The 25322-nt window shown below is 67.5% G+C and carries 27 protein-coding genes; 19 read left to right on the top strand and 8 right to left on the bottom strand.

The genetic code is table 11. From position 1 onward, the window contains the following. Positions 1–116: 116 nt before the first annotated feature. Complete coding sequence (gene ppa / locus CCR98_RS17240; protein WP_005410935.1) at positions 117–653, bottom strand: inorganic diphosphatase; 537 nt, start codon at positions 651–653, stop codon at positions 117–119. A 184-nt stretch (positions 654–837) separates the two neighbouring features. Between ppa and CCR98_RS17235 the strand changes: the two genes are divergently transcribed. The 5 genes from CCR98_RS17235 to CCR98_RS17215 all read left to right on the top strand — a co-directional run bounded on the left by CCR98_RS17235 (position 838) and on the right by CCR98_RS17215 (position 6637). Further along, positions 838–1329, top strand: a complete 492-nt coding sequence (locus CCR98_RS17235) for a hypothetical protein (protein WP_087923552.1) — start codon at positions 838–840, stop codon at positions 1327–1329. Further along, the gene (locus CCR98_RS17230; protein ID WP_087923551.1) at positions 1329–1805 is read left to right on the top strand and encodes a hypothetical protein; all 477 of its coding nucleotides are present in this window, start codon (positions 1329–1331) and stop codon (positions 1803–1805) included. The genes CCR98_RS17235 and CCR98_RS17230 overlap by 1 nt, the downstream gene beginning before the upstream one ends. Positions 1806–1889: 84 nt before the next feature. Beyond that, positions 1890–2390 carry an RNA polymerase sigma factor gene (locus CCR98_RS17225; protein WP_087923550.1) on the top strand — a complete coding sequence of 167 codons (501 nt, stop codon included), beginning with the start codon at positions 1890–1892 and terminating at the stop codon, positions 2388–2390. Between the two features lie 104 nt (positions 2391–2494). Further along, the gene (locus CCR98_RS17220; protein WP_087923549.1) at positions 2495–3430 is read left to right on the top strand and encodes a FecR domain-containing protein; all 936 of its coding nucleotides are present in this window, start codon (positions 2495–2497) and stop codon (positions 3428–3430) included. A 288-nt stretch (positions 3431–3718) separates the two neighbouring features. Beyond that, positions 3719–6637, top strand: a complete 2919-nt coding sequence (locus CCR98_RS17215; protein ID WP_087923548.1) for a TonB-dependent receptor — start codon at positions 3719–3721, stop codon at positions 6635–6637. A gap of 150 nt (positions 6638–6787) precedes the next feature. Here the strand turns inward: CCR98_RS17215 and CCR98_RS17210 are convergent, their stop codons facing one another. Then, complete coding sequence (locus CCR98_RS17210; protein ID WP_006390068.1) at positions 6788–7045, bottom strand: DUF2789 domain-containing protein; 258 nt, start codon at positions 7043–7045, stop codon at positions 6788–6790. A gap of 108 nt (positions 7046–7153) precedes the next feature. Between CCR98_RS17210 and CCR98_RS17205 the strand changes: the two genes are divergently transcribed. The 6 genes from CCR98_RS17205 to CCR98_RS17180 all read left to right on the top strand — a co-directional run bounded on the left by CCR98_RS17205 (position 7154) and on the right by CCR98_RS17180 (position 10529). Next, positions 7154–7741: a biliverdin-producing heme oxygenase gene (locus tag CCR98_RS17205; protein WP_087923547.1), complete on the top strand. Its 588-nt coding sequence runs from the start codon at positions 7154–7156 to the stop codon at positions 7739–7741. 31 nt (positions 7742–7772) lie between these two features. Beyond that, positions 7773–8240: a YbaN family protein gene (locus CCR98_RS17200; protein ID WP_087923546.1), complete on the top strand. Its 468-nt coding sequence runs from the start codon at positions 7773–7775 to the stop codon at positions 8238–8240. Beyond that, a complete protein-coding gene (gene exbB, locus CCR98_RS17195) occupies positions 8227–8955 on the top strand; it encodes a tonB-system energizer ExbB (protein WP_087923545.1) in 729 nt (242 codons plus the stop codon). Before CCR98_RS17200 ends, exbB begins: the two co-directional genes overlap by 14 nt. A 9-nt stretch (positions 8956–8964) precedes the next feature. Further along, on the top strand, positions 8965–9390 hold the full coding sequence (gene exbD / locus CCR98_RS17190; RefSeq protein ID WP_087923544.1) for a TonB system transport protein ExbD: 426 nt from the start codon (positions 8965–8967) through the stop codon (positions 9388–9390). Further along, the gene (locus CCR98_RS17185; protein ID WP_087923543.1) at positions 9387–10106 is read left to right on the top strand and encodes an energy transducer TonB; all 720 of its coding nucleotides are present in this window, start codon (positions 9387–9389) and stop codon (positions 10104–10106) included. Before exbD ends, CCR98_RS17185 begins: the two co-directional genes overlap by 4 nt. An 87-nt stretch (positions 10107–10193) precedes the next feature. After that, a complete protein-coding gene (locus tag CCR98_RS17180; protein WP_232463043.1) occupies positions 10194–10529 on the top strand; it encodes a hypothetical protein in 336 nt (111 codons plus the stop codon). Between the two features lie 44 nt (positions 10530–10573). Here the strand turns inward: CCR98_RS17180 and CCR98_RS17175 are convergent, their stop codons facing one another. Beyond that, on the bottom strand, positions 10574–12601 hold the full coding sequence (locus tag CCR98_RS17175) for a sodium-translocating pyrophosphatase (RefSeq protein ID WP_087923542.1): 2028 nt from the start codon (positions 12599–12601) through the stop codon (positions 10574–10576). Positions 12602–12884: 283 nt separating this feature from the next. On the opposite strand from CCR98_RS17175, the gene CCR98_RS17170 reads away from it, so the two are divergent. After that, positions 12885–13388 carry a hypothetical protein gene (locus CCR98_RS17170; protein ID WP_087923541.1) on the top strand — a complete coding sequence of 168 codons (504 nt, stop codon included), beginning with the start codon at positions 12885–12887 and terminating at the stop codon, positions 13386–13388. A gap of 72 nt (positions 13389–13460) precedes the next feature. Here CCR98_RS17170 and CCR98_RS17165 read toward each other — a convergent pair whose 3' ends face one another. From CCR98_RS17165 to CCR98_RS17155, 3 genes are all read right to left on the bottom strand, one after another. Continuing rightward, positions 13461–13850 carry a DUF488 family protein gene (locus CCR98_RS17165; protein WP_087924220.1) on the bottom strand — a complete coding sequence of 130 codons (390 nt, stop codon included), beginning with the start codon at positions 13848–13850 and terminating at the stop codon, positions 13461–13463. A 120-nt stretch (positions 13851–13970) separates the two neighbouring features. Continuing rightward, on the bottom strand, positions 13971–14765 hold the full coding sequence (locus CCR98_RS17160; RefSeq protein WP_087923540.1) for a hypothetical protein: 795 nt from the start codon (positions 14763–14765) through the stop codon (positions 13971–13973). A gap of 165 nt (positions 14766–14930) precedes the next feature. Next, the gene (locus CCR98_RS17155) at positions 14931–16187 is read right to left on the bottom strand and encodes a 6-phosphofructokinase (protein WP_087923539.1); all 1257 of its coding nucleotides are present in this window, start codon (positions 16185–16187) and stop codon (positions 14931–14933) included. Between the two features lie 136 nt (positions 16188–16323). On the opposite strand from CCR98_RS17155, the gene CCR98_RS17150 reads away from it, so the two are divergent. The 3 genes from CCR98_RS17150 (at position 16324) to CCR98_RS17140 (ending at position 19158) form a co-directional block, all read left to right on the top strand. Beyond that, positions 16324–16887, top strand: a complete 564-nt coding sequence (locus tag CCR98_RS17150; RefSeq protein WP_014038375.1) for an adenylate kinase — start codon at positions 16324–16326, stop codon at positions 16885–16887. Positions 16888–17218: 331 nt separating this feature from the next. Beyond that, entirely contained in the window at positions 17219–18583 is a 1365-nt protein-coding gene (mpl, locus tag CCR98_RS17145; protein WP_087923538.1) for a UDP-N-acetylmuramate:L-alanyl-gamma-D-glutamyl-meso-diaminopimelate ligase, read from the top strand. Next, entirely contained in the window at positions 18580–19158 is a 579-nt protein-coding gene (locus CCR98_RS17140; RefSeq protein WP_087923537.1) for an LON peptidase substrate-binding domain-containing protein, read from the top strand. Before mpl ends, CCR98_RS17140 begins: the two co-directional genes overlap by 4 nt. A gap of 72 nt (positions 19159–19230) precedes the next feature. Here CCR98_RS17140 and CCR98_RS17135 read toward each other — a convergent pair whose 3' ends face one another. Then, positions 19231–21225: a bifunctional DedA family/phosphatase PAP2 family protein gene (locus CCR98_RS17135; RefSeq protein ID WP_087923536.1), complete on the bottom strand. Its 1995-nt coding sequence runs from the start codon at positions 21223–21225 to the stop codon at positions 19231–19233. An 85-nt stretch (positions 21226–21310) separates the two neighbouring features. On the opposite strand from CCR98_RS17135, the gene CCR98_RS17130 reads away from it, so the two are divergent. Beyond that, positions 21311–21973 carry a serine/threonine-protein kinase gene (locus CCR98_RS17130; protein WP_087923535.1) on the top strand — a complete coding sequence of 221 codons (663 nt, stop codon included), beginning with the start codon at positions 21311–21313 and terminating at the stop codon, positions 21971–21973. Continuing rightward, positions 21970–22476, top strand: coding sequence for a DUF2867 domain-containing protein (locus CCR98_RS17125; protein WP_087923534.1), 507 nt, complete (start codon positions 21970–21972; stop codon positions 22474–22476). The genes CCR98_RS17130 and CCR98_RS17125 overlap by 4 nt, the downstream gene beginning before the upstream one ends. Before the next feature lie 63 nt (positions 22477–22539). Here the strand turns inward: CCR98_RS17125 and CCR98_RS17120 are convergent, their stop codons facing one another. After that, complete coding sequence (locus tag CCR98_RS17120; RefSeq protein ID WP_087923533.1) at positions 22540–23223, bottom strand: hypothetical protein; 684 nt, start codon at positions 23221–23223, stop codon at positions 22540–22542. 108 nt (positions 23224–23331) lie between these two features. On the opposite strand from CCR98_RS17120, the gene CCR98_RS17115 reads away from it, so the two are divergent. Next, a complete protein-coding gene (locus tag CCR98_RS17115; RefSeq protein WP_014038366.1) occupies positions 23332–24150 on the top strand; it encodes an NAD(P)-dependent oxidoreductase in 819 nt (272 codons plus the stop codon). A 93-nt stretch (positions 24151–24243) separates the two neighbouring features. Then, the gene (locus CCR98_RS17110) at positions 24244–25236 is read left to right on the top strand and encodes a YiiG family protein (RefSeq protein WP_087923532.1); all 993 of its coding nucleotides are present in this window, start codon (positions 24244–24246) and stop codon (positions 25234–25236) included. The last annotated feature ends 86 nt before the right edge of the window (positions 25237–25322 follow it).

The following is a 25322-nucleotide window of genomic DNA, read 5'->3' as shown; positions in this document are numbered from 1 at the left end:
ATGACGTGTGAAGTGACGCAATTTACCTAATACGGCAGCAAGAGTGATGTGCCGTCGTCATGAAACGTGACCCGCATCGCTCCGGCAGGGTACCGCCGGAGCGATCCGGTTCAGGCTCAGGCCTTGCTGTCGAGATGGCGCTGGTGCGCCTCGATCAGGATCTGCTTGGCCTCAGCGGCGCCGCCCCAACCGTCCAGCTTGACCCACTTGCCCTTCTCCAGGTCCTTGTAGTGCTCGAAGAAGTGGCCGATGCGCTCCAGCCAGTGGCTCGAGACCTGGGCGATGTCTTCGACGTGGGCGTAGCCGCTGAAGATCTTCGAGACCGGCACGGCCAGGATCTTCTCGTCGCTGCCTGCCTCATCGCTCATCTTCAGCACGCCGACCGGACGGCAGCGCACGACCGAGCCCGGCACCAGCGGCAGCGGCAGCACTACCAGAACGTCGGCCGGATCGCCGTCGCCACACAGGGTGCTCGGCACGTAGCCGTAGTTGCACGGGTAGCGCATCGGGGTGGAGAGGATGCGGTCGACGAAGATCGCGCCGGTTTCCTTGTCCACTTCGTACTTCACCGGCTCCGAGTCCTTCGGAATCTCGATGATGACGTTGATTTCTTCCGGCGGGTTCTTGCCGGGCGAGACGAGTTCCAGGCCCATGGTGTGCTCCAGGTGGGGGATATAGACGGATAGCTCACCATTTTATGCCTTTGCCGGGCGCTGTGCAGGGGGAGGGCGCCGACCCGCCCGCGCGGCAAGGCCTGACGGAGCACTACGGCCTGGGCTGATGGGGCCGGGGGGCGTGCTGGCGCAGGCTGGATGCCCATTCCCAAGGAGTCCTGCCATGTCCTGGTATGCCCGATGCATCGGGGCCGTGCTGTTGCTGGTATCCCTGCCTGTCCTCGCCCGCGGCCTGCACGTGGACCTGATCGATTACCCCGCGCCCGAGGCCAACTGGGAACGCGCCTATGGGTTGGAGGCCGCCCTCGTGCGTGAATTCGACAGGCTATGCGGCGATACCTGGTGCGAGGGGGAGTACAGCAACTACCGGGTGATGGAGTTCCGCTGCGCGGTGCTGGCGCATCGCGGGACGGTGCAGCGATGCGTGTGGGTGGTGGCGGCCAGCGAGCTGGTCGTGCAGGCCGACACGGGTGAAGTGCAGGTCGACAATGGTCGTTGGGCCTGTCCGGTGGAGCTGCAGCCGGGCGTGCCTGTAGAAGCCTTCCACGCTTCGCTGGAAGCGCCCGATGGTCTGACCGCCGCTCTGCCAGGCCTCGACCATGGCCTGTTCGACGCGCTGCCTGACTGCATCCGGAAGACCGGGAGGGCGGGCTGATGCGCATCTTCCTCGCCCGATGGCTGGCCTGTGGGCTGCTGATGGCAGCGGGCGCCCAGGCAGCGCCGCCATATGTCGATGCCCGTGACCATCCCGATCCGGCGGCCGGCCGCGAGCGCTTCCTTGCCGCTGAGCGCCTTTTGGTGCGCGGCTTCGACGATATCTGCGGCGACACCTTCTGCGAAGGGCAGTACTACAACCTCCGGCCCATGCGCCTGCGCTGTTCGGTGCATCGAACCACCGGCGTGGTGGGTAGCTGCATCTGGACCTTCGCTGGAAGCTATACCCAGGTGCAACAGACCGGGCAGATCAACGTCGACCATGGGAGCTATGCCTGTGTGCTCCCGCTTGCACCGGGAACCCGTCTGGCCGAGCTGCTGGCTGTGTGGGATGCAGCAACCGGGTACGACGCCCTGCATGCGACGCTGCCCGGCACCCGGACCCATGTCTATGACGGGTTGACCGACTGCCTATGATCCTGCGGATGATGCGAACGTGACTGATTCGCATTAACGGAGTAGCATGCGCGGCGCCTTCCGTCTGTCGTCCCGGCTCCGCGCATGTCCTCCAATGCTGCCTCCCTCACCGAACTGCTGATCCGCGAGCGGCCAGCGCTGCTGCGCCGGGTGCAGCGCATCCTGGGGGGCGACAACGGCGCCGAGGACGTGATCCAGGCGGTGTGGTTCAAGGCCCGCGGGGTCGATGACAGCCAGCCCATCGACAATCCGCGCGCCTATCTGTACCGGCTGGCCGCCAATCTGGCCACCGACCACGGCCGTGAGTCGACCCGGCGCAACCGCCTGTTGGCCGATCACTACCTGTGGGGGCCGGACGAGGTGATCTCCACCGAAGCGCAGGCCATGGCGCAGGACGAGCTGCAGCGGGTACTCGACGCGGCCAGCCATCTGCCGGAGCCGACCCGCACCATCTTCCGGCTCAACCGCCTCCAGGGCCTGACCCAGGCCGAGATCGCGCGTCGCCTTGGAGTATCGGTGACCACGGTGGAGAATCACGTACGTGCCGCGCTGCAACGCCTGGCCTGGGCGCGCAGCGGTCGATGATCGCGCCAGCTTGGGGCTGGCCTTCGCACAAACGTCTTGATCACTGGACCGTGGATGCGGTCTAGTTCCCCCGCCCGCGCTTGAATGCGCCTGTCCGCCAGCCGATGAGCCCGCCGAACATGCTGCCCGCCGCCAATGACGATGCCCTGGCCGAACAGGCCCGGGGCTGGATCGCGTGGTTGGCCTCGGGCGATATCAGCGACGCGCGCATGCAGGCGTTCGAACACTGGCTGCAACAGCCGGGGCACCGCAGGGCCTTCGAGCATGAGCGCGCGCTGTGGCGCAGCGTCGGGCCGCGAGCGCAGCCCGCGCGGGTGGATCGTCGACGCCCGCGCCGACTGCGTTGGGCCATGGCTGCGGCAGCAATGCTGGCAATGCTGGTGGCATGGCCGGAGGCGTGGCTGCGCCTGCAGTCCGATCACCGCAGCACGCATCAGGTGCAGAACGTGCTGCTGCCTGATGGCAGCCGTGCGGTCCTGGACGCCGACAGTGCGATTGCGGTGCACTTTGATGCGAACGCCCGCCAGGTCGAGCTGCTGCGCGGGCGTGCCTGGTTCGAGGTCAGTCCGGATGCGCAGCGACGTTTCAGCGTGCGCGCCGGCAATGGCGTGGTCGAGGACATCTCGACCGCCTTCACCGTGGCGCGGGGCCATGACCAGGTGGAAACCCAGGTCGGGCAGGGCAGGGTACGGATGGCCAGCCCGGTTGACGGTGGCTGGACCTACCTGCAGCAGGGCCAGCGCGCGGCCTACGGTGAACACGGCGGCGTGACGCGACTGGGGGACGTGGCGGCCGACAGCGTCGGCGCCTGGCGTCAGGGTGAGCTGCTGCTGGAACAGGCCCGCGTCGCCGACGCGGTGCGATGGGTGGGGCGCTATCGCGCTGGCCCGACCTTCGTGCGTGGCGATCTGTCACGGTTGCCAGCGGTCAGTGCGGCGTTGCGCATCGACCGCCCGGAGCAGGCGCTGGATGCGCTGGCCGCCACGGCCGGACTGCAGGTGACCCGGCTGCCGCTCGGCGTCGCCATCGTCCATCGGTAGATCCACGTCATTCCCCCTGTGCCGACCAACGGTCGGCACCCACCACTGCAACCAGCCGACCAACGGTCGGCACCCACCACTGCAATCAGCCGATCAGGGCCGGCATCCGCCGCTACAACCGCCGGCCAAGCGTCGGCACCTGCCGCGACTGCAAATCCCCTTGGGGTTGCCACGCTTTCATCCGTCTTACTCCGCGAACGTACCCGCCGCCGCCACGTACGTCGCCGTGTCCGCCCGTGTTGCGGATGACGCCGCGTTCGCGGCACCGATTACCTGACAGGTTCCCCCATGTTCGACTCCCATCGTCCGGGCCGCGTGCTGCGCCCGTCCCGCCTGTGCATCGCGTTGCTCGCGGCCGGCCTGGCCAGTGCCGCGCCGTCCGTACTGGCGCAGAGCGCCAGCGGCGATCACGCTGCCGTGCAGCGCTTCGACATTCCGGCGCAACCGCTGGATGACGCGCTGCGCAGCTACATGCGCCAGTCCGGCGTGCAGGTGGTGTACCCCGCATCGCTGGCGCGTGGCGTAACCTCGCGCGCAGTCAGCGGCAGCCTGCCGGCCAACGAGGCGTTGCAGCACCTGCTGCAGGGCAGTGGCCTGGCGGTGCGCCGGGTCAGCGCCGATGCGGTCACCCTGGAGGCCGCAACGCCGGTGCAGGCTGACAGCGGCGTGATCGTCACCGACACGCTGAGCGTGGCCGGAGACCGTGTCGACAGCGGTGCGACCAGTGATGAAGCGCGCCTGCTCGACAGCTACCGCAGCGTGGGCTCCACCACCACGCTCAATCGCACGCACCTGGAGCGTTTCCGCGGTACCTCCAACGGCGACATCGTCAAGGGCGTGGCCGGTGTCACGGCTGGTGATCCGCGCGTGGGCAACGGCTTCGACGTCAATATCCGCGGCATCCAGGGCCAGGGCCGCGTGCCGGTGATCATCGACGGTGGCCAGTCCAGCATGGACACCTACCGAGGCTACGCAGGCCAGTCACAGCGCACCTACCTCGACCCGGACCTGATCTCCAGCCTGACCATCACCAAGGGCCCGAGCCTGCAGGCCAATGCCTCCGGCGGCATCGGCGGCGTGGTCGAGATGGAAACGCTGAAGATCGGTGACGTGCTGCGCGAGGGCCGCGACTTCGGCGTGCGCGTGCGCGGTGGCCTGGCCAATGGCAGCGCCAACAACCTGCCGTCCTACAGTGCCGCGCCACGTACCGATCGCAGTGCCACCGGCAGCCAGTTCTTCAACGTGGCCGGCGCAGGTCACTGGGACCGCTTCGATCTGGTCGCCGCCTACGCCCACCGCGACAACGGCAACTACTTCTCCGGCAAGCATGGCTACGACGATTTCCCGCAGACCCGGCGCACGCTGGCGCCGCTGAATCCGCCGCGTACCGAGGTGTTCAATACCTCGTCGCGCTCGACGTCGGCGCTGCTCAAGGGCACCTGGCGCATCGACGACGCGCAGACGTTGGAGGCCGGTTACCGCCGTTATGAAGGCGCCGCCGGCGAGATCATGGCCTCGCAGATCATCCGCGTGGATCGTGACCGCATTCCGCAATGGGATCCGGGCCATGTCGACATGGACAGTTACAGCCTGCGCTACCGCTTCAACCCGGACAGCGAGCTGGTCGACCTGCGCGTCAATGCCGCCTACACCGACACCGACAGCGTGATGTACAACAGCCTGACCGGCATCACGCCGTGGTACTTCGATCGCCGCACCGAGTGGTATGACGCGCCCAGCTTCAGCGGCGACCCCGGCTACAAGGATGCCTACCGCAATCCGCTGCGACAGAAACGCTTCGGCCTGGATGCCAGCAACACCTCGAAGTTCGATACTCGTGCCGGCGCGTTCACCCTCGACTACGGCCTGTCCTACAGCGACGAAGACATCGCCCCGGGCAGCTCGGGCCCGATCATGTACGACGACCTGGTCAACAACCGCTTCCTGCGCAACGCCGAGCGCAAGGAATACAGCGCCGTGGCCTCGCTGAAGTGGCAGCCCGACGAGCATTGGGAACTGCTGGCCGGTGGTCGCTGGAACCGCGTGGATGTGCACGATCGCAACCGCCTGGCCACACCCGATGCCTACGAGGTGCAGGGCCAGTACCGCTACACCGAGCTGCTCAATGGCAACCCGGCGCTGCCGTCGTGGCGGGCCAAGCGCATCGCGCTGCTGAACTGGTATCCGGATGCCAACGGCAACTTCACCCAGGAATCGCTGCTGGCTTCACCGTACAAGAAGGGTACGGTGGGTGACATCGGTGGCTGGAACTTCTACGACGCCGGCAAGGCGCAGGACCTGGAAGTGCCGGTCAGCTGGACCTGGTCGCAGCCGATCCGCCGCCGTGATACCGCGTTCTCGCCGACCGCCAGCGTGGCCTACCGCTTCAGCGAAGACACCATGGTCTACGTGAAGTACGCCGAAGGCACCAAGCTGCCGAGCCTGTTCGAGACCACGCTGGGCCTGTTCACCGCTGCCAAGCCGGTCGGCGAGCTGAAGCCGGAGCGTGCGCGCAGCTGGGAAATCGGCGCCAGCACCATCCGCTATGACCTGTTCACCGCGGGCGACCGCCTGGCGCTGAAGCTGGCGTATTTCGATACCCGCATCGACGACCTGATCACTCGTGACTACCGCACGCTGTCGGCCGGCCTGATCCGCAACGTCGACCAGTTCAAGGTCTCGGGCATGGAGTTCCAGTCCAGCTATGACAGCGGCAAGGTGTTTGCCGATCTGTCCGCGCACTATTACTTCAAGGCGAAGACCTGCGCGCCGGACATCGCCGCCGAGCGCCGTGCCTATGGTGCACAGCGCAGGAACGATGAGCTGGCCAACACGCCCGACTGCGTGGATGGCGGCTTCGAGGGTTCGTACACCAATACCCAGAACCCGCCGCGCTACATGGTCAACCTGACCCTGGGCTCGCGCCTGTTCGACGAGCGCCTGACCTTCGGTACCCGCGTGGTCCACAACGCCGGCCCGATCAGCAAGCTGGACAAGGACTGGAACGTGGGCCTGTCGGCGATCCAGCAGCTGTACCGGCCGACCACCCTGGTCGACCTGTTCGCCAGCTGGAGCTTCAACGACCAGCTGTCGGTGGAAGCCGGCGTGGACAACCTGACCGACCGCTACTACCTGGACCCGCTGGCCCTGGGCGTGATGCCGGCCCCGGGCCGCACCGCGCGGCTGGCGCTGACCTGGAAGTACTGATCGGTCGCGGATGAGCGCTGGGGCCGGATCCCTTTCCTGCGGAAAGGGCTCTGACTCCAGCGAGCCCCGACCGCCCTCGGTGGGTGCGGACCTTGGTCCGCACCGCTTCTGCCGTGCAATCGCCAGTGCCTGGTCACGTCCGGCGTCCGCTTACAACCCGGTCGCCGCCTTCACGGCATCTTCGTGCAGCGACTCGTTCAGCTCATCCACCACCGTGGTCCATGCCGCATCGGCCTGCAGTGATTCGGACAGGAACTGGCGCTGGGCATCGTTCCAGTACGGCGCTTCGACCACTTCCACATCGGTGGCCAGCTGGTGCTCGCGGATGAAGCGGGCGATGCCCTCGGCGCTGGCGTCCAGGCCCAGCTGCAGGAACAGGTTGGTCATGCGCGGTTCGGTGGTGATCATCGTCGGTTCCTGCGGAAAGAAGGGATACGCCATTATCGGTGCACATGGCCTTGGGGAAAGCCCCATGGCGAACGTCTACAGCAGGACGACCCCCCTTGGCATCCCCCCATGAACGCACACATCGCCCCTGAAGACAGCCGCAGCCTGCGGCTCAAGGCCGCCACCCGCGACAGCCATGGCGCGTTGGACAAGCGCATCATGGCCGGCGACATCTTCGCCGACCGCAGCAACTTCGCCCGTTTCCTGCGCGTGCAGTACCGCTTCCATCGCAGCATCGATGCGCTGTACGCCAACCCTGCGCTGGACGCACTGCTGCCGGACCTGGGCGAGCGCCGCCGCCTGACCCAGGTGGCGCGCGACCTGCAGGACCTGGAGCAGACGCTGCCGGGGGCCGACATCGCGGCGTTGCCGTCCGATCTGGAACTGCCCGCCGCATTGGGGTGGCTGTATGTGGCCGAAGGTTCCAACCTGGGAGGCACCGTGCTGTACAAGATGGCCGCCAAGCTCGGCCTGGATCGTGATTTCGGCGCCCGCCACCTGGCTGCGCACCCCGATGGCGCCGCGCGCCACTGGCGTGAGTTCACCGCCGCGCTGGACGCGGTGCCGCTGAGTGCCGAGCAGGAGCAGCAGGTGATCGACGCGGCCGACACCGCATTCCGCAGCGTGCACGGCCACGTCGAAGTGGAATTCGCCTGATGCACGGCGCCCGCCCGCAGGCCCAACGCTGATGCGCTGGCTCTGGTTCGCGCTGGGCTGGCTGATGGTCGGCCTCGGGGTGATCGGCGCGCTGCTGCCGGTGATGCCGACCACCATCTTCCTGATCCTGGCCGTGGGCTGCTTCGCGCGCAGTTCGCCGAAGTTCGAGCAGCGCCTGCTGGCGCATCCGCGCTACGGCCCGTCGTTGCGGCTGTGGCGCGAACAGGGCGCGGTGTCGCGCAAGGGCAAGGCGTTCGCCACCGTCGGCATGGCGGTGGGCTTCGCGCTGTTCTGCTGGGGCGCGCACCCGTCGTGGCGCCTGCTGTTGGGCGTGGGCCTCTTCTTCGCGGTCAGCGCCGGCTACGTGCTCAGCCGCCCGGCACCGCGGCTGGAGCCCAATCCGGTGGTGGAAGTGGATGACGCCAATGATCCGCGCGCGGCCCGTCGTCGCGCCGCGACCCCCGATGCTGATGGAAACCGAGACGATGCTGCCTGCTGACCTGGCCCCCGTGGCTGCTCCTGCTCTGACCCCGTGGAGTATGTATCTGGCCGCCGACGTGGTGGTGAAGACGGTGATGATCGCGCTGGCACTTGCCTCGCTGGCCACCTGGACCGTGCTGCTGGCCAAGGGCTGGGAGCTGGCCCGGCAGGGCCGGCAGCTGCGTGCAGCGCGCGCGCTGTTGCTGCAGGTGCCGAGCCTGCCCGGCGGGAGCGTAGAGGCCAGCCTGCAGCAGGGCACCGCACTCGCCATGCTGGACGCAGCGCGAACCGAACTGCGCCTGTCGCAGGAGCTGGACAGCCGCGATGGCACCAAGGAACGCGTTGCCTCGCGCCTGGACCGCATCGAACTGGAAACCGCGCGCATGCAGCGGCGCGGCATCGGCGTGCTGGCCAGCATCGGCGCCGTGGCGCCGTTCGTCGGCCTGTTCGGCACGGTGTGGGGCATCATGAACAGTTTCATCGGCATCGCCCACAGCAACACCACCAACCTGGCGGTGGTCGCGCCCGGCATCGCCGAGGCCCTGCTGGCGACCGCGCTGGGCCTGGTCGCGGCGATTCCCGCGGTACTGGTCTACAACCATTTCAGCCGCGTGCTGGCTGGCCTGCGTGGGCTGCTCGGCGATCTGTCCGCGGCCGTGCAGCAGCTGGTCTCGCGTGATCTCGATCGCACCGCTCCCCGCACCGCGGCAACACCGCTGCGTGCGGTGCACTGAGGCACGACGATGGCGATCAGGACCGCGTCCGACCGTGACGATGCACCGGAAGAAGCGCACGAGATCAACGTCACACCCTTCATCGACGTGATGCTGGTACTGCTGATCATCTTCATGGTGGCTGCACCGCTGGCCACCGTGTCGGTGCCGGTGCAGCTGCCGGCCAGCAGTGCCAGCGCCACGCCGCCGGAACCGGCGCCGGTGTACGTGACCGTGCAGGCCGATCTGTCGCTGCGTGTTGGCGAGCAGCCGGTGGCGCGCGTGGGACTGGCTGCCGCATTGAAGGCCGCCACCCACGATGACACCGCACAGCGCATCTTCCTGCGTGCCGATACCCGTGTGCCCTACGGCGAACTGATGCGCACCCTGGACGCGCTGCGAGCGGCCGGCTACCTGAAGGTGGCGCTGGTTGGCCTGGAGCAGGGCGCACGATGAGTGGACTGCGGCGCTGGGCGACCAGCCTGGCGATCGTGATGCTGGTGCACGCGCTGTTGATCGGCGCGGCCTGCTGGTGGGCGGCCCGTGCGCCAGCGCTGGCCGCAACGGTGCCGCCTGCGGCACTGATGCTGGAACTGGCACCGATGGTACAGGCACCGCCGGTGCCGCCGCGCGAGGTCGCGACCGGGCCTTTGCGGCAGCAACAACAGCGGCAGGTGCCGACGCCGGCCGTGCGTGACCAGCCCAAGGCGCCGGTGCAGCCGCAGGGTGACCTGCCACCACCGCGTACACCGGAGCCAACGCCGTCGCCGGACACCGCCGAGGCCAATGTCGCGCAGACCAGCGCACCGCCGCAGGTGGCTGCTGACGGGGCCGCACGCTACACCGCACCGCAGACCACGGCGGGCGAGCGCAGTCGTGCCGAGGCGACCTGGGAAGGACGCCTGCTCGGGCACCTGCAGAAGCACCGGCGCTATCCGCGCCAGGCCGAGCGGCTGCGCCAGCAGGGCGTGGTCTACGTGCGCTTTGCCGTGGCCCGCGATGGCGCGGTCTCGGGGTTGAAGCTGGGCCGCAGCAGTGGCTTCGCGCTGCTCGACCAGGAGACGCTGGACACCGTGCAGCGGGCAAGCCCGGTACCGGTGCCGCCGGCCGAAGTGTCCGGCGACCCGGTGGAAGTGATGGTGCCGGTGTCGTTCTTCCTGCGCGGGCGGTGACCCGCCGTGGGGTCGGATCCCTTTCCGCAGGTAAGGGCTCTGACCCCAACCGGAATTCACGGCAGCGCGCAGGCGTTATGCTCGTGCATGACCGTCAATGGACGCGCGGAGGCTGGCATGACGACACGGACGTTACGGGTGCTGGCCTGGTGCAGCGTGTTCCTGGCTGCATGCGTGGCCGTTCTTTCGCTGGCACCGTTCACGCCGGCGATCATGCTGACCTTGCCCTTGCTGTTGTTCGCGGCCTTCTGCATCTGGCGTGGCTCGTGGCTGCCCGGCGTACTCTGCGCGTGGCTGGCCTCGTTCGCCTTCATCGGCAGCCCGCTGAGCCTCTTCGATGGCTGGGACCGGCCGATCTACGCCTGTTGGATGATCGCCGTCGTGCTGCTTGTCGTCCGGTGGCTGAGGCGGGCGCGGCCGTAGAGTCGAGCAAGCTCGACTCTACAGGCTTTGCGCAGGGCGCGAATCTACAGCAACGGCACCAGCAGCAGCGCCACGATGTTGATGATCTTGATCAGCGGATTGATCGCCGGACCGGCGGTGTCCTTGTAGGGATCACCGACGGTATCGCCGGTCACCGCAGCCTTGTGTGCCTCGCTGCCCTTGCCGCCGAAGTGGCCATCCTCGATGTACTTCTTGGCGTTGTCCCAGGCACCGCCACCAGTGGTCATCGAGATGGCCACGAACAGGCCGGTCACGATGGTGCCGATCAGCAGCCCGCCCAGTGCTCGCGGCCCCAGCAGCAGGCCGACCACCACCGGCACCGCCACCGGCAGCAATGACGGCACAATCATTTCGCGGATCGCCGAGCGGGTCAGCATGTCCACCGCTCTGTCGTACTGCGGCTTGCCGGTGCCCTGCATGATGCCGGGGATCTCGCGGAACTGGCGGCGCACTTCTTCCACCACCGCACCGGCAGCGCGGCCGACCGCTTCCATCGCCATCGCACCGAACAGGTACGGAATCAGGCCGCCGATCAGCAGGCCGATGATCACCGTGTGGTCGCTGAGGTCGAAACGGAATTCCTGCCCGGGATGTGCTGCCTGCAGGTTGTGGGTGTAGTCGGCGAACAGCACCAGTGCCGCCAGCGCCGCCGAGCCGATCGCGTAACCCTTGGTCACCGCCTTGGTGGTGTTGCCCACTGCATCCAGCGGATCGGTGATGTCGCGGATCTCCGAGGGCAGCTCGGCCATTTCTGCGATGCCACCGGCGTTGTCGGTGATCGGACCGTAGGCATCGAGGGCAACGATCATGCCGGCCATCGACAGCATCGCGGTGGCGGCGATGGCGATGCCGTACAGGCCCCCAAGCGCGAACGCGCCCCAGATGGCCGCACACACCGCAACTACCGGCAGTGCGGTGGACTTCATCGAGATGCCGAGGCCGGCGATGATGTTGGTGCCGTGGCCGGTGGTCGAGGCCTGCGCCACGTGCTGCACCGGCTTGTACTGGGTGCCGGTGTAGTACTCGGTGATCCACACGATCAGGCCGGTCAGCACCAAACCGATCAACGCGCAGCCATACAGCGCCGTCGGCCCATGCACGTTGTCACTCATCAACCCAGTGGTGATCGGGTAGAACGCAATCGCGGCCAGCACGCCGGAGACGATCACGCCCTTGTACAGCGCGCCCATGATCGAACCGCCTGGCTTCACCTTGACGAACAGAGCGCCGATGATCGAAGCGATGATCGATACGCCGCCCAGCACCAACGGATACAGCACCGCATTGGCGCCGGCCTCGGCCAGCATCAGGCTGCCCAGCAGCATGGTGGCGATCACGGTCACCGCGTAGGTCTCGAACAGGTCGGCGGCCATGCCAGCGCAGTCACCGACGTTGTCACCGACGTTGTCGGCGATCACCGCCGGGTTGCGCGGGTCGTCCTCGGGAATGCCGGCTTCCACCTTGCCGACCAGGTCGGCACCGACGTCCGCGCCCTTGGTGAAGATGCCGCCGCCCAGGCGCGCGAAGATCGAGATCAGCGAGGAGCCGAAGGCCAGCCCGACCAGGGCATGCAGCGCCTGTACCATCGGCAGGCCCATGCGCAGCAGCAGCGCGTAGTAGCCGGCCACGCCCAGCAGGCCCAGACCGACCACCAGCATGCCGGTGATCGCGCCGCCGCGGAAGGCGACATCCATCGCCGCGCTGATGCCGTGGCGCGCCGCCTCGGCGGTGCGTACATTGGCGCGCACCGAGACGTTCATGCCGATATAGCCGGCGGCGCCGGACAACACCGCGCCGACCGCGAATCCAATCGCGGTGTACCAGCTGAGGAAGATGCCGACCAGCACGAACAGCACCACGCCGGCGATGCCGATGGTCAGGTACTGGCGGTTGAGGTAGGCACGTGCACCTTCCTGGATCGCGGTGGCGATCGCGATCATGCGCTCATTGCCGGTGGGTTGGCGCAGGATCCAGCGCGCCGAGACGATTCCGAACAGGATCGCGAGAATGGCGCAGCCCAGCGCCAGTGACAGCCCGTGACGTTCCAGCATTAGACCCCTCCGCAGAATGGATGTAGGCATCCAGTGGCGATGAACGGCACCACGAGGGGGACGACGGGCTGCAGCCTGGAACCAACCCGTACCGACCTTGGTGGTCGTCCGACGTATGGCGGTGTTCAGCATTCCCTGGTGCCCCGCAGTATGCGTGCACCTGCGCCCGGATGGTAGCGCCGGGCCATGCCCGGCGAGCGCGGAGGCTGCTCGATGGATGCGCCTTTGCACCCCGTTAAGCCAGTCTCTGCAAGCCTGCGCGGAGTCCTGAAGGAGATCCCCCATGCGCCTGTCCCTGTTGATGCTTGCCGCCCTGGTCCCGGCCGTGCCGGCACTCGCCGCGGAAACCCCGGAGCTGCAGCGCGCCGTGGGTGCCCCCCAGGCCGTGGGCGCGGTGCATACCCTGCGCCAGATCCCTGAGGCCTGCGCGCGCCTGGAAGGCGTGTTCACCGGCGATGCCGCTGCGCCGTACCGCTTCTCGGCCGTGCGTACCAGCGAGCAGTGCCAGCCGCGTGCGCGTTTCGTCGATTACACCAAGGCACAGCCGAGTACCGACAAGGGCTGGAAGCTGAACGATGTGATCCGCGTGCCCAATGCCGCGTGCCCGGCGCAGCAGGCGGTGGTGCGGGTGTGGCGCCTGCCGTCGAGCAACAAGGTCGAGCTGGATGGGCAGGGCCAGTCGCGCATCTATCTGGAAGAGGCGAAGAAGCAGGCCGCAGCCGGCCAGATTCCGCAGGTGACGATGTTCGCCGCGCAGCTGCAGATGGAAGGCAAGGGCTGCAATTGAAATTGTTTGGACGGTGTACCCACGCGGTCATCCACAGGTAGTGCCGGCCGCTGGCCGGCAACCCTGCAATCATCAATCCGCCAACGTCGCCCCGCGCGCCACCAGCAGCTCGCGCAGCGCCCTGCGATGGCAGTGCGCTTCATCCTCGCAGTAGCAGCCCACGCTGATGTCGCTGTGCTGCGACATCGCGGCCAGCAGCTCCAGCGCGTGAGCGGCATCGGGGGCCTTCATCTCGGCCTTGTAGTGGCGGAAGAACGCAGTCCAGTCGGCGGCGGTCTTCGCTTCATGGGCCTGCTTCACCAGCTCCGCGCTGGGTGACAGGGTCGGGAACCAGACGTCGTACCAGTCCTGTCTGGCGAATTCGCTGCGTGGTACGCCGCGCGGCGGGCGCCGAACGGTGCCGATACGCAGCCCTTCGTTGGGGTGGCGCGGCGTACCCAGTCGAACAACACGCAGTGCCATGGTGATCTCCAGGCGGGGCATCCATCCTGCTGCGACGCACGTGCGCCAGGCGTGAACCGTTGTGGAAACGAAAAGGCCCGGGCGCTTGCGCACCCGGGCCTTTCCCCATGCCGGCAGCGATCAATTGCCGCGGCAGTCCTTCAGCCACAACACACGACCAATCTGGTCGTAGCTGTCGACCACGCCGGTCAGCGTCACCTTCTCGCGCGGACGCAGGGCCAGCGCATACGCGGCCTGGTTGGCTGCGAACGAGCAGGAAATGGCCACGCGTTCAAAGTCGATGCTGCCATCGCTGGGCAGGTCGAAGCTGGTGTTGTAGGTGCCGCCACTGCGCAGGACGGTGGTGATGCGGCCGGTAATGGCGTAGGTCTTGCCCTTGTAGCGCGGCTCGACTGCGGCCGGGTTGTCCTTGTTCTGGTTGCGCAGCTGGAAGCCGAAACGGTCGGCGGCAATCGTTACCACCGACGCCTGCGGAGTCGCCTTGGCCGCCTGTTCGCCAGCCTTGCCCGGCTTGATCTGGTTGAGCAGCTTGCACATTTCTTCGCGCACGCCGTCGGCCGAGGCAATGGCGCCCTTGTTGACCTTCACCACCATGCCGACGGTGCCCTGGCCGCCTTCGGCGGTGGCACTGATGATCATCGGAATCGGCTTGTGGGCCATGGATTCCGGCTCTTCGATCAGCATCGAGCCACCTTCCACGTCCTCGCTGAGGACGTCCATGTTGGCGTTTTTGGCGATCACCCGCATCTGGCCGATGGCGCTGGCCACGGTCAGGTCCGGGTGGGTGACCGATGAAGTGAAGGTAGTGCCGACGAAGGGATTGCCCTTCTTCTGGAAGTTGCTTTCGCAGGTCGCAGCGAAGGCCGGCGCGGCAGCACCGCACAGCAGCGCGGCGATCAGGATCGGGTGCTTCATGGTTACAGTCCTTGTGAAATGGCAGCACAGGCCCGGGCCTTGAAGGCTGGGCAGCGTCGAATCTGGTTTGCGGCGGCCCCTTTGCCCCGGGCCGGAGCCCGATTGTGGGGCGCTTCGGCGGCTACCGCAATGCGCCCTGTGCTCCACACAGGGCGCGGGTGCACCTCAGCCCTCGAAGGCCGGCAGCTTCTGCTTCACTGCCACGTTCTTCAGCGTCACGTACTTCGGCACGCCGTCGGTGCCGTACGGCAGCGGTGCTTCACCCTTGATCAGCGGCGACAGGTAGGCGCGTGCCTTGGCAGTGATGCCGAAGCCATCGCGGCGGATGAAGCCGGCCGGCATCTTCTTCTCGTGGTTGGCGATCTTCGACAGTGGTGCGGCTTCGATCTTCCAGCGATAGGGCGCATCGCTGCTGCGCACGATCACCGGCATCACACCGTTCTGTCCCTTCAGTGCCAGCTGCACGGCGGCCTTGCCGACTGCCTGGGCCTGCTCCCAGTCGGTCCTGCTGGCCAGGTGGCGGGCCGAGCGCTGCAGGTAGTCGGGCAGTGCCCAATGCACCTTCAGGCCGAGCTGGTCCTTGACCCGTCCCGCAAGATGGGCCGCCACGCCGCCCAGCTGCGAATGACCGAACGAATCCTTGCCGCCACCGGCGTCGGCGACGAAGCGGCCATCGGCGGTCGCGATACCTTCCGACGCCACCACCACGCAGTAGCCGACGCGCTCGACCACGGCCTTCACCTTGGCCAGGAAGACGGCTTCGTCGTAGGCGCGCTCGGGCAGCAGGATGATGTGCGGTGCTTCGTCATCGCCGTTGCCGGCCAGGCCGGCGGCTGCGGCCAGCCAGCCGGCGTGGCGGCCCATGGCCTCGTAGATGAAGACGCGGGTGGAGGTCTCGGCCATGGCCGCCACGTCCAGCGCCGCCTCGCGCACCGAGACGGCGGTGTATTTGGCCGCCGAGCCGAAGCCGGGGCAGGTGTCGGTCACCGCCAGATCGTTGTCGATGGTCTTGGGCACGCCGATGCAGGTCAGGTCGTAGCCGGAGGCCTTGGCCAGCTGCGAGACCTTCAGCGCGGTATCGGCCGAATCGTTGCCACCGTTGTAGAGGAACCAGCGTACGTCATGCGCGCGCAGCACCTCCAGCAGACGGTCGTAGCGGGCGCGGTCGGCGTCCAGCGATTTCAGCTTGACCCGGCACGAGCCGAAGGCGCCGCCCGGGGTATGGGCCAGCGCGCGAATGGCTGCGGCGCTCTCCTTGCTGGTGTCGATCAGCTCCTCGCGCAGGGCGCCGAGGATGCCGTTGCGGGCGGCCAGGACCTTGATGCCCTTGGCCCGTGCCTGCTCGATCACCGCTGCTGCCGTGGCATTGATGACGGCGGTGACACCGCCGGACTGGGCATAAAGGAGAGTACCGTTGCGCATGCTTCTACCTGCTCGGGGGAGGGGACATTGCAGGGACATTACCCGGATGCGGTAAAGTGGCGCTATTGCGGTGCAGCGATACCGGACCGTCCGGGACGCGAACCTTCTTTGTTTTCAACACGTTGGAGTCAGGTCAATGCGATTGGTTCTGTTGGGACCGCCCGGTTCGGGCAAGGGGACACAGGCGACGCGCCTGAAGGAAAAGCTGGGGATCGCCCACATTTCGACCGGTGACATGCTGCGCGCGGAAATCGCCGCCGGCACGGAGCTGGGCAAGCAGGCCAAGACGGTGATGGATGCCGGCAACCTGGTGTCGGACGACATCCTGCTGGGCATGCTGGAGTCGCGCCTGACCCAGGCTGATGTCGCCAAGGGCTTCATCCTCGATGGTTACCCGCGCAACGTGGCCCAGGCCAATGCGATGGACGGCCTGCTGGCCAAGATCGGCCAGCCGCTGGACGCCGTGGTGCAGCTGGACGTGGCCACCGAACTGCTGGTCGACCGCATCGCCGGCCGTGCCAAGGAGCAGGGCCGCGCCGATGACAATCCGGAAGCGGTGCGCCAGCGTCTGCAGGTCTACAACGACCAGACCGCCCCGGTGGTCGATTTCTACGCCGGCCGTGGCACCCTGGCCCGCGTCGATGGCGTCGGTGAGCTGGACGAGATCGAAGCCCGCATCCTGGCGGCGATCAAGGCCTGATCCGACTGGGCCGGCGCGAACTGCCGGCTCCTCGGGCGCAAAAAAACACAGGCCTGGTCCGCGAGGATCAGGCCTGTGTCGTTTGATAGGCGCCAGCGAAGGGCTTGCTCAGGGCCCCGCAGCATGAGCTCCCTTGGGGATGGCCTCTTGGGGAGTAGGACCGGTTCGGGTACTGCGGCTGGCAGTTCGAATTGTGTCCGGGTTCACAGAACATCGCTATCGGGAATTCCCTGACAGCTGCTTGGAGTTTTCTCACATCCCGTGTAGGGGTTGTCTTACCCGGGATCGGACATTGGCCCTATACAGCCGTCATCGGTCACAATCCTCGGTCATGAGCAGCGTACATATCCTTGCAATCGCCGGCACCTTCATGGGCGGCGTGGCCGCCCTGGCGCGGGAACTGGGCCACTCGGTCAGCGGCAGCGACCAGGCCATCTACCCGCCGATGTCCACCCAGCTCGAGCAGCTGGGCATCACTCTGGACCAGGGCTACCGCGCCGACAGCGTGCCGGCCGGCACCGACGAGGTGGTGATCGGCAACGCACTGTCGCGCGGCAATGCCGCGGTCGAGGCCGTGCTCGATGCCGGCCAGCGCTACATTTCCGGCGCCCAGTGGCTCTCCGAGCAGGTCCTGCCGGGGCGCGACACGCTGGCCGTGGCCGGCACCCACGGCAAGACCACCACCACCACCATCCTCACCTGGCTGCTGGAAAGCGCCGGGCGCTCGCCGGGCTTCCTGATCGGGGGCGTCGCCGAGGATTTCGGCGTCTCCGCGCGCCTGGGCCAGGGACGCGAGTTCGTGGTCGAAGCCGATGAGTACGACACGGCCTTCTTCGACAAGCGCAGCAAGTTCGTGCACTACCGGCCGCTGGTGGCCATCCTCAACAACCTCGAATACGACCACGCTGATATCTTCCCGGACGTGGCGGCGATCCAGCGCCAGTTCCATCACCTGGTGCGGACGGTACCGGCGCGTGGCCGCCTGATCGTCAACGGCGAGGATCAGCACCTGGCCGAAGTGCTGGCGATGGGCTGCTGGACCCCGGTCGAGCGTTTCGGATTCGATCCGTCGCTGGAATGGCATGCCGAACTGCTGGCCGCCGATGGTAGTGCGTTCCGCGTGCACCATCGCGGGCAGGCGCTGGGCGATGTGCAGTGGTCGCTGCTGGGCCGCCACAACGTGCTCAACGGCCTGGCCGCGCTGGCCGCCGCGCATGCAGTGGGCGTGGCGCCGGCCGAGGTGATTCCGGCGCTGGCGCGCTTCCGCAGCGTCAAGCGCCGCATGGAAGTGATCGGCAGCCATGACGGCATCACCGTGTACGACGATTTCGCCCATCACCCGACCGCAATCGCCACCACGCTGGAAGGCCTGCGTGCCAAGGTGGGCGATGCGCGCATCGTGGTCGCGATGGAACCGCGCAGCAACTCGATGCGGCTGGGCGCACATGCGCAGGCACTGGCACCGTCGCTGGCGCTGGCCGATGAAGTGGTGTTCCTGCATCGTCCGGAACTGGCCTGGGATGCTGCTGCAGTGATCGCGGCGGTACGTGGTGAAGCCCACGCGGTGCCGGATACCGATGCATTGCTGGCGCAGCTGCAGTCCAGCGCGCGCAGCGGCGACCACGTGGTGTTCATGTCCAATGGTGGCTTCGACGGCGCTCCGCGCCGCTTCCTCGCCGCCCTGCAGGCCCGATGAGCGTCGACAACCCGCTGCCGCTGTTTCCGCTGCACACCACGCTGGTACCGGGTGCGGCGGTGGGCCTGCGTGTATTCGAGCGGCGCTATCTGGACCTGGTCCGCGACAGCGGCCGCAGTGGTGAGGGGTTTGGTGTCTGCCTGATCCTCGATGGCGAGGAAGTTGGCGCACCAGCGACACCGGCGGCCTATGGCGTGCAGGTACGCATCGAAGACTTCGATGTCGGCGCAGATGGCGTGCTGCAGCTGCGCCTGCGCGGTACCCGCCGCTTCCATGTGGAGCGTACCCGCGTGCGTGACAACGGCCTGGTGGTGGCCGACGTGCGCTGGTGCGAGGAAGACCCCGACGACGAACTGCGGCCGCAGCACGCGCTGCTGGCCACAGTGCTGGGGCACATCATCGAACAGGCCGGCGAGGCCTATGCGCCGGCCAACCCGGCGTTGCTGGACCAGGCCAGCTGGGTCGGCTGGCGGCTGGCCGAGCTGTTGCCGCTGAGCGAGCAGCAGCGCCTGCAACTGCTGCAGATGGACGACCCGCACCAGCGCCTGCAGCAGTTGCTGGGCTGGATGCCGTAGCCAGTAAACCCCCACCAGCGGTGGCGACGGCCAGAGCGCGGCGGTAGCGCCGGGCCATGCCCGGCGGCTCCATCACGGCGTCGTCTTCAACCGCAGCACCGGCAACCCGGTTTCGCTGTGCACATCCTCGCGCTGCGGCAGGTCCTGCACGGCGTCCTTCACCGCGTTCAGCGCCGGGTCGACGCCACGCAGCGGGTGCCACATGCCGATCCACTCGAAATGACGCTCGTAGCGCAGGGTCTGCGCGCTGCCCAGCCATAGCGGCGTGTTGCCCGGTTGCAGCCGGGCCGGCGCCGGCCACAGGCGCAGCACATAGCGCTCATCCGGCTGCGCACCCTGGCGCACCATCAGCAGCGCTTCCACGCGCGTTTCCAGCGTGGCCGGCAGCACCGGCAGTTCGTCGGCACCGGTGTTCTTGTCCAGCATCAGCAGCGCTTCCTGCCAGCCGGCCTGTTCCTGCCGCTTCCAGCCGCGTACTTCCAGCTGCGCCTGCAGCGGCGCCAGCGGGCCTGCCACCTGCACGTCCAGCGGCCAGCGCTGGTCGTCGTCGAACTCGTTGCGGCGCGCCGGCAGCTTCGCCCAGTCGTGCTGCCACCAGGCCTGCATGTCCATCGCCTGCGGGGCCGGCAGGGTCGGCTCGAAGCGTTCCAGCTTCACCGGAATATGGCGCGGTGCGTACCACATCGCGGCGACGGCAAAGACGCCGTAGAACAGCCACGCCACCGGCTTCACCCAGAACGAGCGGTTGAACCGGCGGCGGTAGGCGATGCCCAGCACCAGCAGCCAGAACGTGCCGAACAGCATGCCGCCGATCACGTCGCTCAGCCAATGCGCGCCCAGGTACAGGCGCGAGAAGCCGATCAGGCTGACCACGATGCCCGACACCAGGTACGGCCAGACGCGGGTGCGGCCGGGCATCTCGCGGGCGATCAGCACCGCGAAGAAGCCGAAGGTGATGGTGGCCATGGTCACCGACACCGACGGGAAGCCGAAGCCACTGCTGGCATCGACCGGTCGCACCACATCCACCGTGGCACCGAGCAGCATGGTCAATGCCAGGCCGAAGGCGAGGGCGGCCAGCCAGTGCGCGGCCGCCATCCAGCGCCGGCGCCAGATCAGGTAGCCCATCGCCGCCGCGGTGGCCGGCAGCAATACCTGCCAGGCACCCAGCGACGCCAGAGCGGCCATCGGGTAATCGGCCAACGGGTTGCGCAGGGCCAGCATGGCCTGGTGCACCAGCAGGTCGATCGCCAGCGGTTCACCGTGCGCGACCACCACGGTCAGCAGCGCGAACCAGCCCCAGCCCAGCACCAGCAGCATCAACGCCAGCATTGCCAGCGGCACCGACTCACGCCGCTTCGGGTCCAGTACACCGACGGTATAGCGGCCCAGTGTCGGATGGCGGTTGGACCAGTCGAGCAGGCGTGCCAGCCAGTTGTCCATGCGTGCGGCCGACCAGCGGTAGCCGTACAGCACGATCGCCCAGACCAGGCCGAGGATCACCGCCAGCAGGCCGACCACCACCACCAGCCGCCCGGCCACCGCAGCCACCGCGTCGTAGGCCTCGCCAAGCACCCAGCCCGGTGCCAGGAACAGCACCGCCCACGAAATGCTGGCGATACCACTGGCCTGCACGTAGCGGCTGGCGGGCATCTTCATCATGCCGGCGATGGCCGGCACGAACGGGCGGATGGCGCCCACGTAGCGTGCGATCAGGATGCTCTTGAAGGCATTGCGGCGGAACAGGTTCTCGCCGCGGTCGAGCAGCTGCGGGTAGCGGCTGAACGGCCACACGCCACGCAGGCGGTCGCCCCAGCGGCGGCCGATCCAGTAGCTGATGCCATCACCGGCGAACGCACCCAGCGCCGCCGCCGCCACCGCATACGGCCCGGAGATCTGGCCCAGGCCGATGAACACGCCCACTGCGAACAACAGTGGCAGGGCCGGCACGATGGCACCGAGAATGATCACCGCATCGCAGAAGGCGATGAGGAAGATAACGGCACCCGCCAGCACGGGGTGAGCGGCAATCCACGCGAGGGTGGCGTCGATCCATGAAGAGTCCATTGCCCGATTATAGGGGCGTGAAGGTGACTGGTTCCCAGCCGCTTCGTGACCGTTTGCAACCGTCGCCATCGCCTAGAATGGGCACATGCCGCATTCGCCAGACACGCCCTCGCACGCCCTGAAGGCCGACAGCTTCGGTCGCATCCTCCTTGTGGAAGGGCCTGCCGGCCCCTTCGTACGCCGTGATCTGGGCGCCACGCCGCTGTGGTTGCGGCTGCCGGCCTGGTGGCTGGCCCGCCGCGAAGCACGCGCGCTGCGCCACCTCCACGGCATGGCCGATGTGCCGCGGCTGCTGGCGTGGGATGGCCGTCATCTCGACCGCAGCTTCATGGCCGGCGATGCCATGTACCAGCGTCCGCCACGCGGTGACCTGGCCTGGTTCCGCGCCGCGCGTCGCCTGCTGCAGCAGCTGCATCGCAATGGCGTGGCACACAATGATCTGGCCAAGGAAGCCAACTGGCTGGTCACCGACGGCGGCCGCCCGGCATTGATCGACTTCCAGCTGGCGGTGATCGGCAACCCGCGCTCGCGCTGGATGCGCCTGCTGGCCCGCGAGGACCTGCGCCATCTCCTCAAGCACAAGCGCATGTATTGCCGCGAGTCGCTCACCCCGGTGGAGAAGCGCGTGCTCAAGCGCACCTCGTGGGTGCGCGACCTGTGGTTCGCCACCGGCAAGCCGGTCTATCGCTTCGTCACCCGCCGCATCCTGCATTGGGAAGACAACGAGGGGCAGGGGCCGAAGCCGTGAGCCCTGCGCAGGTGGTGACCGGCCCGCCGAGCGCGGGCAGCGTCCTGCGCCCACAGTTGGCTGGCGCCGACTTCGTGCACGCCTGCCAGGCGACGACCCGTCGTGATGGGCGCTCGGCCTTGCAGGCCTATCGCGATATGGCGGCGACCATTCCCGGCTGGTTCGATGGGCTGATGGCGCTGCGCAATCGCGGCATGCGCCTGCTCGGCATGAAGCACCTGGGCTCGTTGCGTGCGGTGCAGGACATCGCGCAGCCGCGTCCGGGGCAACGGCTGGGCATCTTCACCCTGCAGTCGCTGGACGACGATGCCATCGTGCTGGAAGACGACGACCGCCACCTGCGTGTGCAGCTGGCCCTGCAGTGGCGGGGTGACGTGCTGGAAGTGGCGACGGTGGTGCATACGCACAACGCGTTCGGGCGCGTGTACATGCTGCCGGTGGCGCCGGTACATCGATTGATCGTGCCGCACCTGTTGAAAAAGCAGGTGCGCGCCTATCGGTAGCGCCGGGCCATGCCCGGCGGCATTGGACGTTGCGTCCGCCGGGCATGGCCCGCCGCTACCTGCTTACGGCGTCGCTGGCACTACCTGCTGGCCGATGAAGTTGCGCTTGGCGTCGAAGTCGTAGGCGATCTGCAGCTGGCCCACATCCGGGCAGGCGTGGCAGTCGCGCAGCGGCGTGCGGTACAGCAGGCGGATGCCGCCGTTCTCCAGCGGCGTGGCCCCGGCCGACTGCGCCGGTGCGAACGGCGTGGCCTGCGGGTTGGCCTTCAGCAGTTCCTGCACGGCGGGGTCGGCACGCAGGGTGTCGTCCAATTGCACGGCATCCACGTCGATGCGCTTGCCGCTGGCGTCGACCAGGCGGGTGCCTTCGTTGGTGTTGGCGCGGAACGGGTATTCGACCGTGGCAATGCCCAGTCCTTCGTTCTCGTGCCAGGCGGTCACATAGGCCAGCTCGCCGCCGGTGGACAACTGTTCGGCGGCGGTGATCGCATCGGCGCTGGCACCACCGGCGCGCATCGCATCGCGCAGGCACTCGCGGGTGGCCGCATTCTCGCCCTGGCGGCAGGCGTTGAGGTCGCCATCCCACACCACTGCCTCACTCCAGCGCAGCTTGCCGTCGGCGGCGGCCTGCTCTGCGCTGGGCGCGTCACCGGCAGGAGGCTCCTTGCCGGGTTCCGGCGAACGGCCTTGGCAGGCGGTCAGCAGGGCAAGCCCCAGGGCAGGCAGCAACAGGCGGGAACGGCGCATGGCGTGGACCTCGTGCGTTGACTGGAGGCCCGAGTATCGTCAAGGCCGGGTGAACTCCGCGTCGGCGCGGCATACTAGCCGTTCAATGCATACGCTGGAGTGTGGAACGTGGGCAGTCTGCAGGGCAAAACCCTTTTCATCACCGGAGCCTCGCGCGGCATCGGCCTGGCCATCGCACTGCGCGCTGCGCGCGACGGGGCCAACGTGGCGATCGCGGCCAAGTCGTCGGTGCCGAATCCGAAGCTGCCGGGCACCATCCACACCGCAGCCGAGGCCGTTACGGCGGCCGGCGGCCAAGGGCTGGCGCTGAAGTGCGACATCCGCGAGGAGGAGCAGGTACAGGCCGCAGTTGCTGCTACGGTCGACACCTTCGGTGGCATCGATATCCTGATCAACAACGCCAGTGCGATCTGGCTGCGTGGCACGCTGGATACGCCGATGAAGCGCTTCGACCTGATGCAGCAGGTCAATTCGCGTGGCAGCTTCCTGTGTGCGCAGGCCTGCCTGCCGTACCTGCTGCAGGCGCCGAACCCGCACATCCTCACCCTGGCACCGCCGCCGAGCCTGGAACCGAAGTGGTGGGGCGCGCATACCGGCTACACGCTGGCGAAGATGGGCATGAGCTTCGTCACGCTCGGTCTGGCCGCGGAATTCGGCCCGCAGGGTGTGGCGGTGAATGCGCTGTGGCCGCGCACGGTGATCGCCACGGATGCGATCAACATGATTCCCGGCGTGGATGCGGCCGGCTGCCGTACGCCGCAGATCATGGCCGACGCTGCCCATGCGGTGCTGGTGCGTGAAGCGGCCGGCTTCCACGGCCAGTTCCTGATCGACGATGAAGTGCTGGCGCAGGCGGGCGTCACCGATCTGTCCGGCTATGCGGTGGATCCGTCGCGGCCGTTGTTGCCGGATCTGTTCCTGGATTGACCGCGCGTCGCGGGATGAGGCCGAGGGCTGCGACCCTCGGCCTGCTGCGCTAGAATATGCGGCTGTAATCGTTTTCAACAGGGATGTGAACTGATGTCACGCACTCTTTCCGTCGCGGCGCTGGCCGCTTCGCTGTCGTTGATCCTGACCGCCTGCGGTGGCAAGGCCCCCGCAGCTGCGGGTGGCGCCGCTGCTTCCGGCACGCCGGACGCCAGCACGGCCCCGTCCGACACACAGCAGCAGTTGACCGCCAAGCTCAACGCCTACATCGGCTGCTTCAACACGCTTGATTCGAAGACGCACGACAGCCTCCAGTCCTACACGCGCTGGATCAAGGACGTCGAGGCTGGCCCGACCGGGCGCGAGACGCATGTGTACGGGCCGTTCGAGATCAGCGACTACGACATGAAGCAGTGCGACGCCCCGGTGACCGAGGCGATGGCTGCCAAGCCGGCGCTGGCCGATCTCGATGCCGCTGCCAGCCATTACCAGCAGGTGCTGAAGGCGCTGGTGCCGCTCAGCAAGGACGCCCATGACTACTATGATCGCCAGGACTACGAAGACGACCAGTTTGCCAGGGGCAAGCAGCTGCACGCGCCCTTGATGGCTGCCTTCAAGGATTTCGTGGCTGCCAGCGAAACGTTCAATGCCGAGCTGGAGCGCCAGAACGACGCTGCCCAGCGCGAGCAGCTCAAGGCGCTGGAGCAGGCCGAGGGGCGCACGCGCGCGTACTACCGTCTGGCGATGATGCTGGAAGCCAAGGCCATCGTGGAGCTGATGAGCGAGGACGACTTTGATCCGGCTCAAGCCCGTGAACGACTCGACGCCTTCAACCGTATTTCCGACGAGGCGCATGCCAAGGTGGCCGATCAGGAGCCGGGCAAGCTGGACTGGAACAGCTTCGAGCGCGAAGCCGAGAACTTCCGGCGCGAAGGCAAGGAGCGGCTGCAGCGGGTCAGCAGCAAGACGCCCTACAGCGATTTCGAACGGCGCATGCTGGATTCGCCCTCGATGGCGCCGCGCGGCTCGGCCAGCAAGCTGATGCAGGAATACAACTCGCTGGTTTTCCAGAGCAACCGCCAGTAAGCGGGAAGCTCAGCGCGTCATTTTTGTCGCGATTGAGCAGGTTGATTGCGGTATGACACACCCCGCAGCCCCGAATACCAGCACCT

The sequence above is a fragment of the Stenotrophomonas sp. WZN-1 genome (assembly GCF_002192255.1).
Taxonomy (GTDB): Bacteria; Pseudomonadota; Gammaproteobacteria; order Xanthomonadales; family Xanthomonadaceae; genus Stenotrophomonas.
The sequence above is the reverse complement of the archived record's forward strand: the minus strand, read 5'-3'. Positions and strand labels throughout refer to the sequence as shown.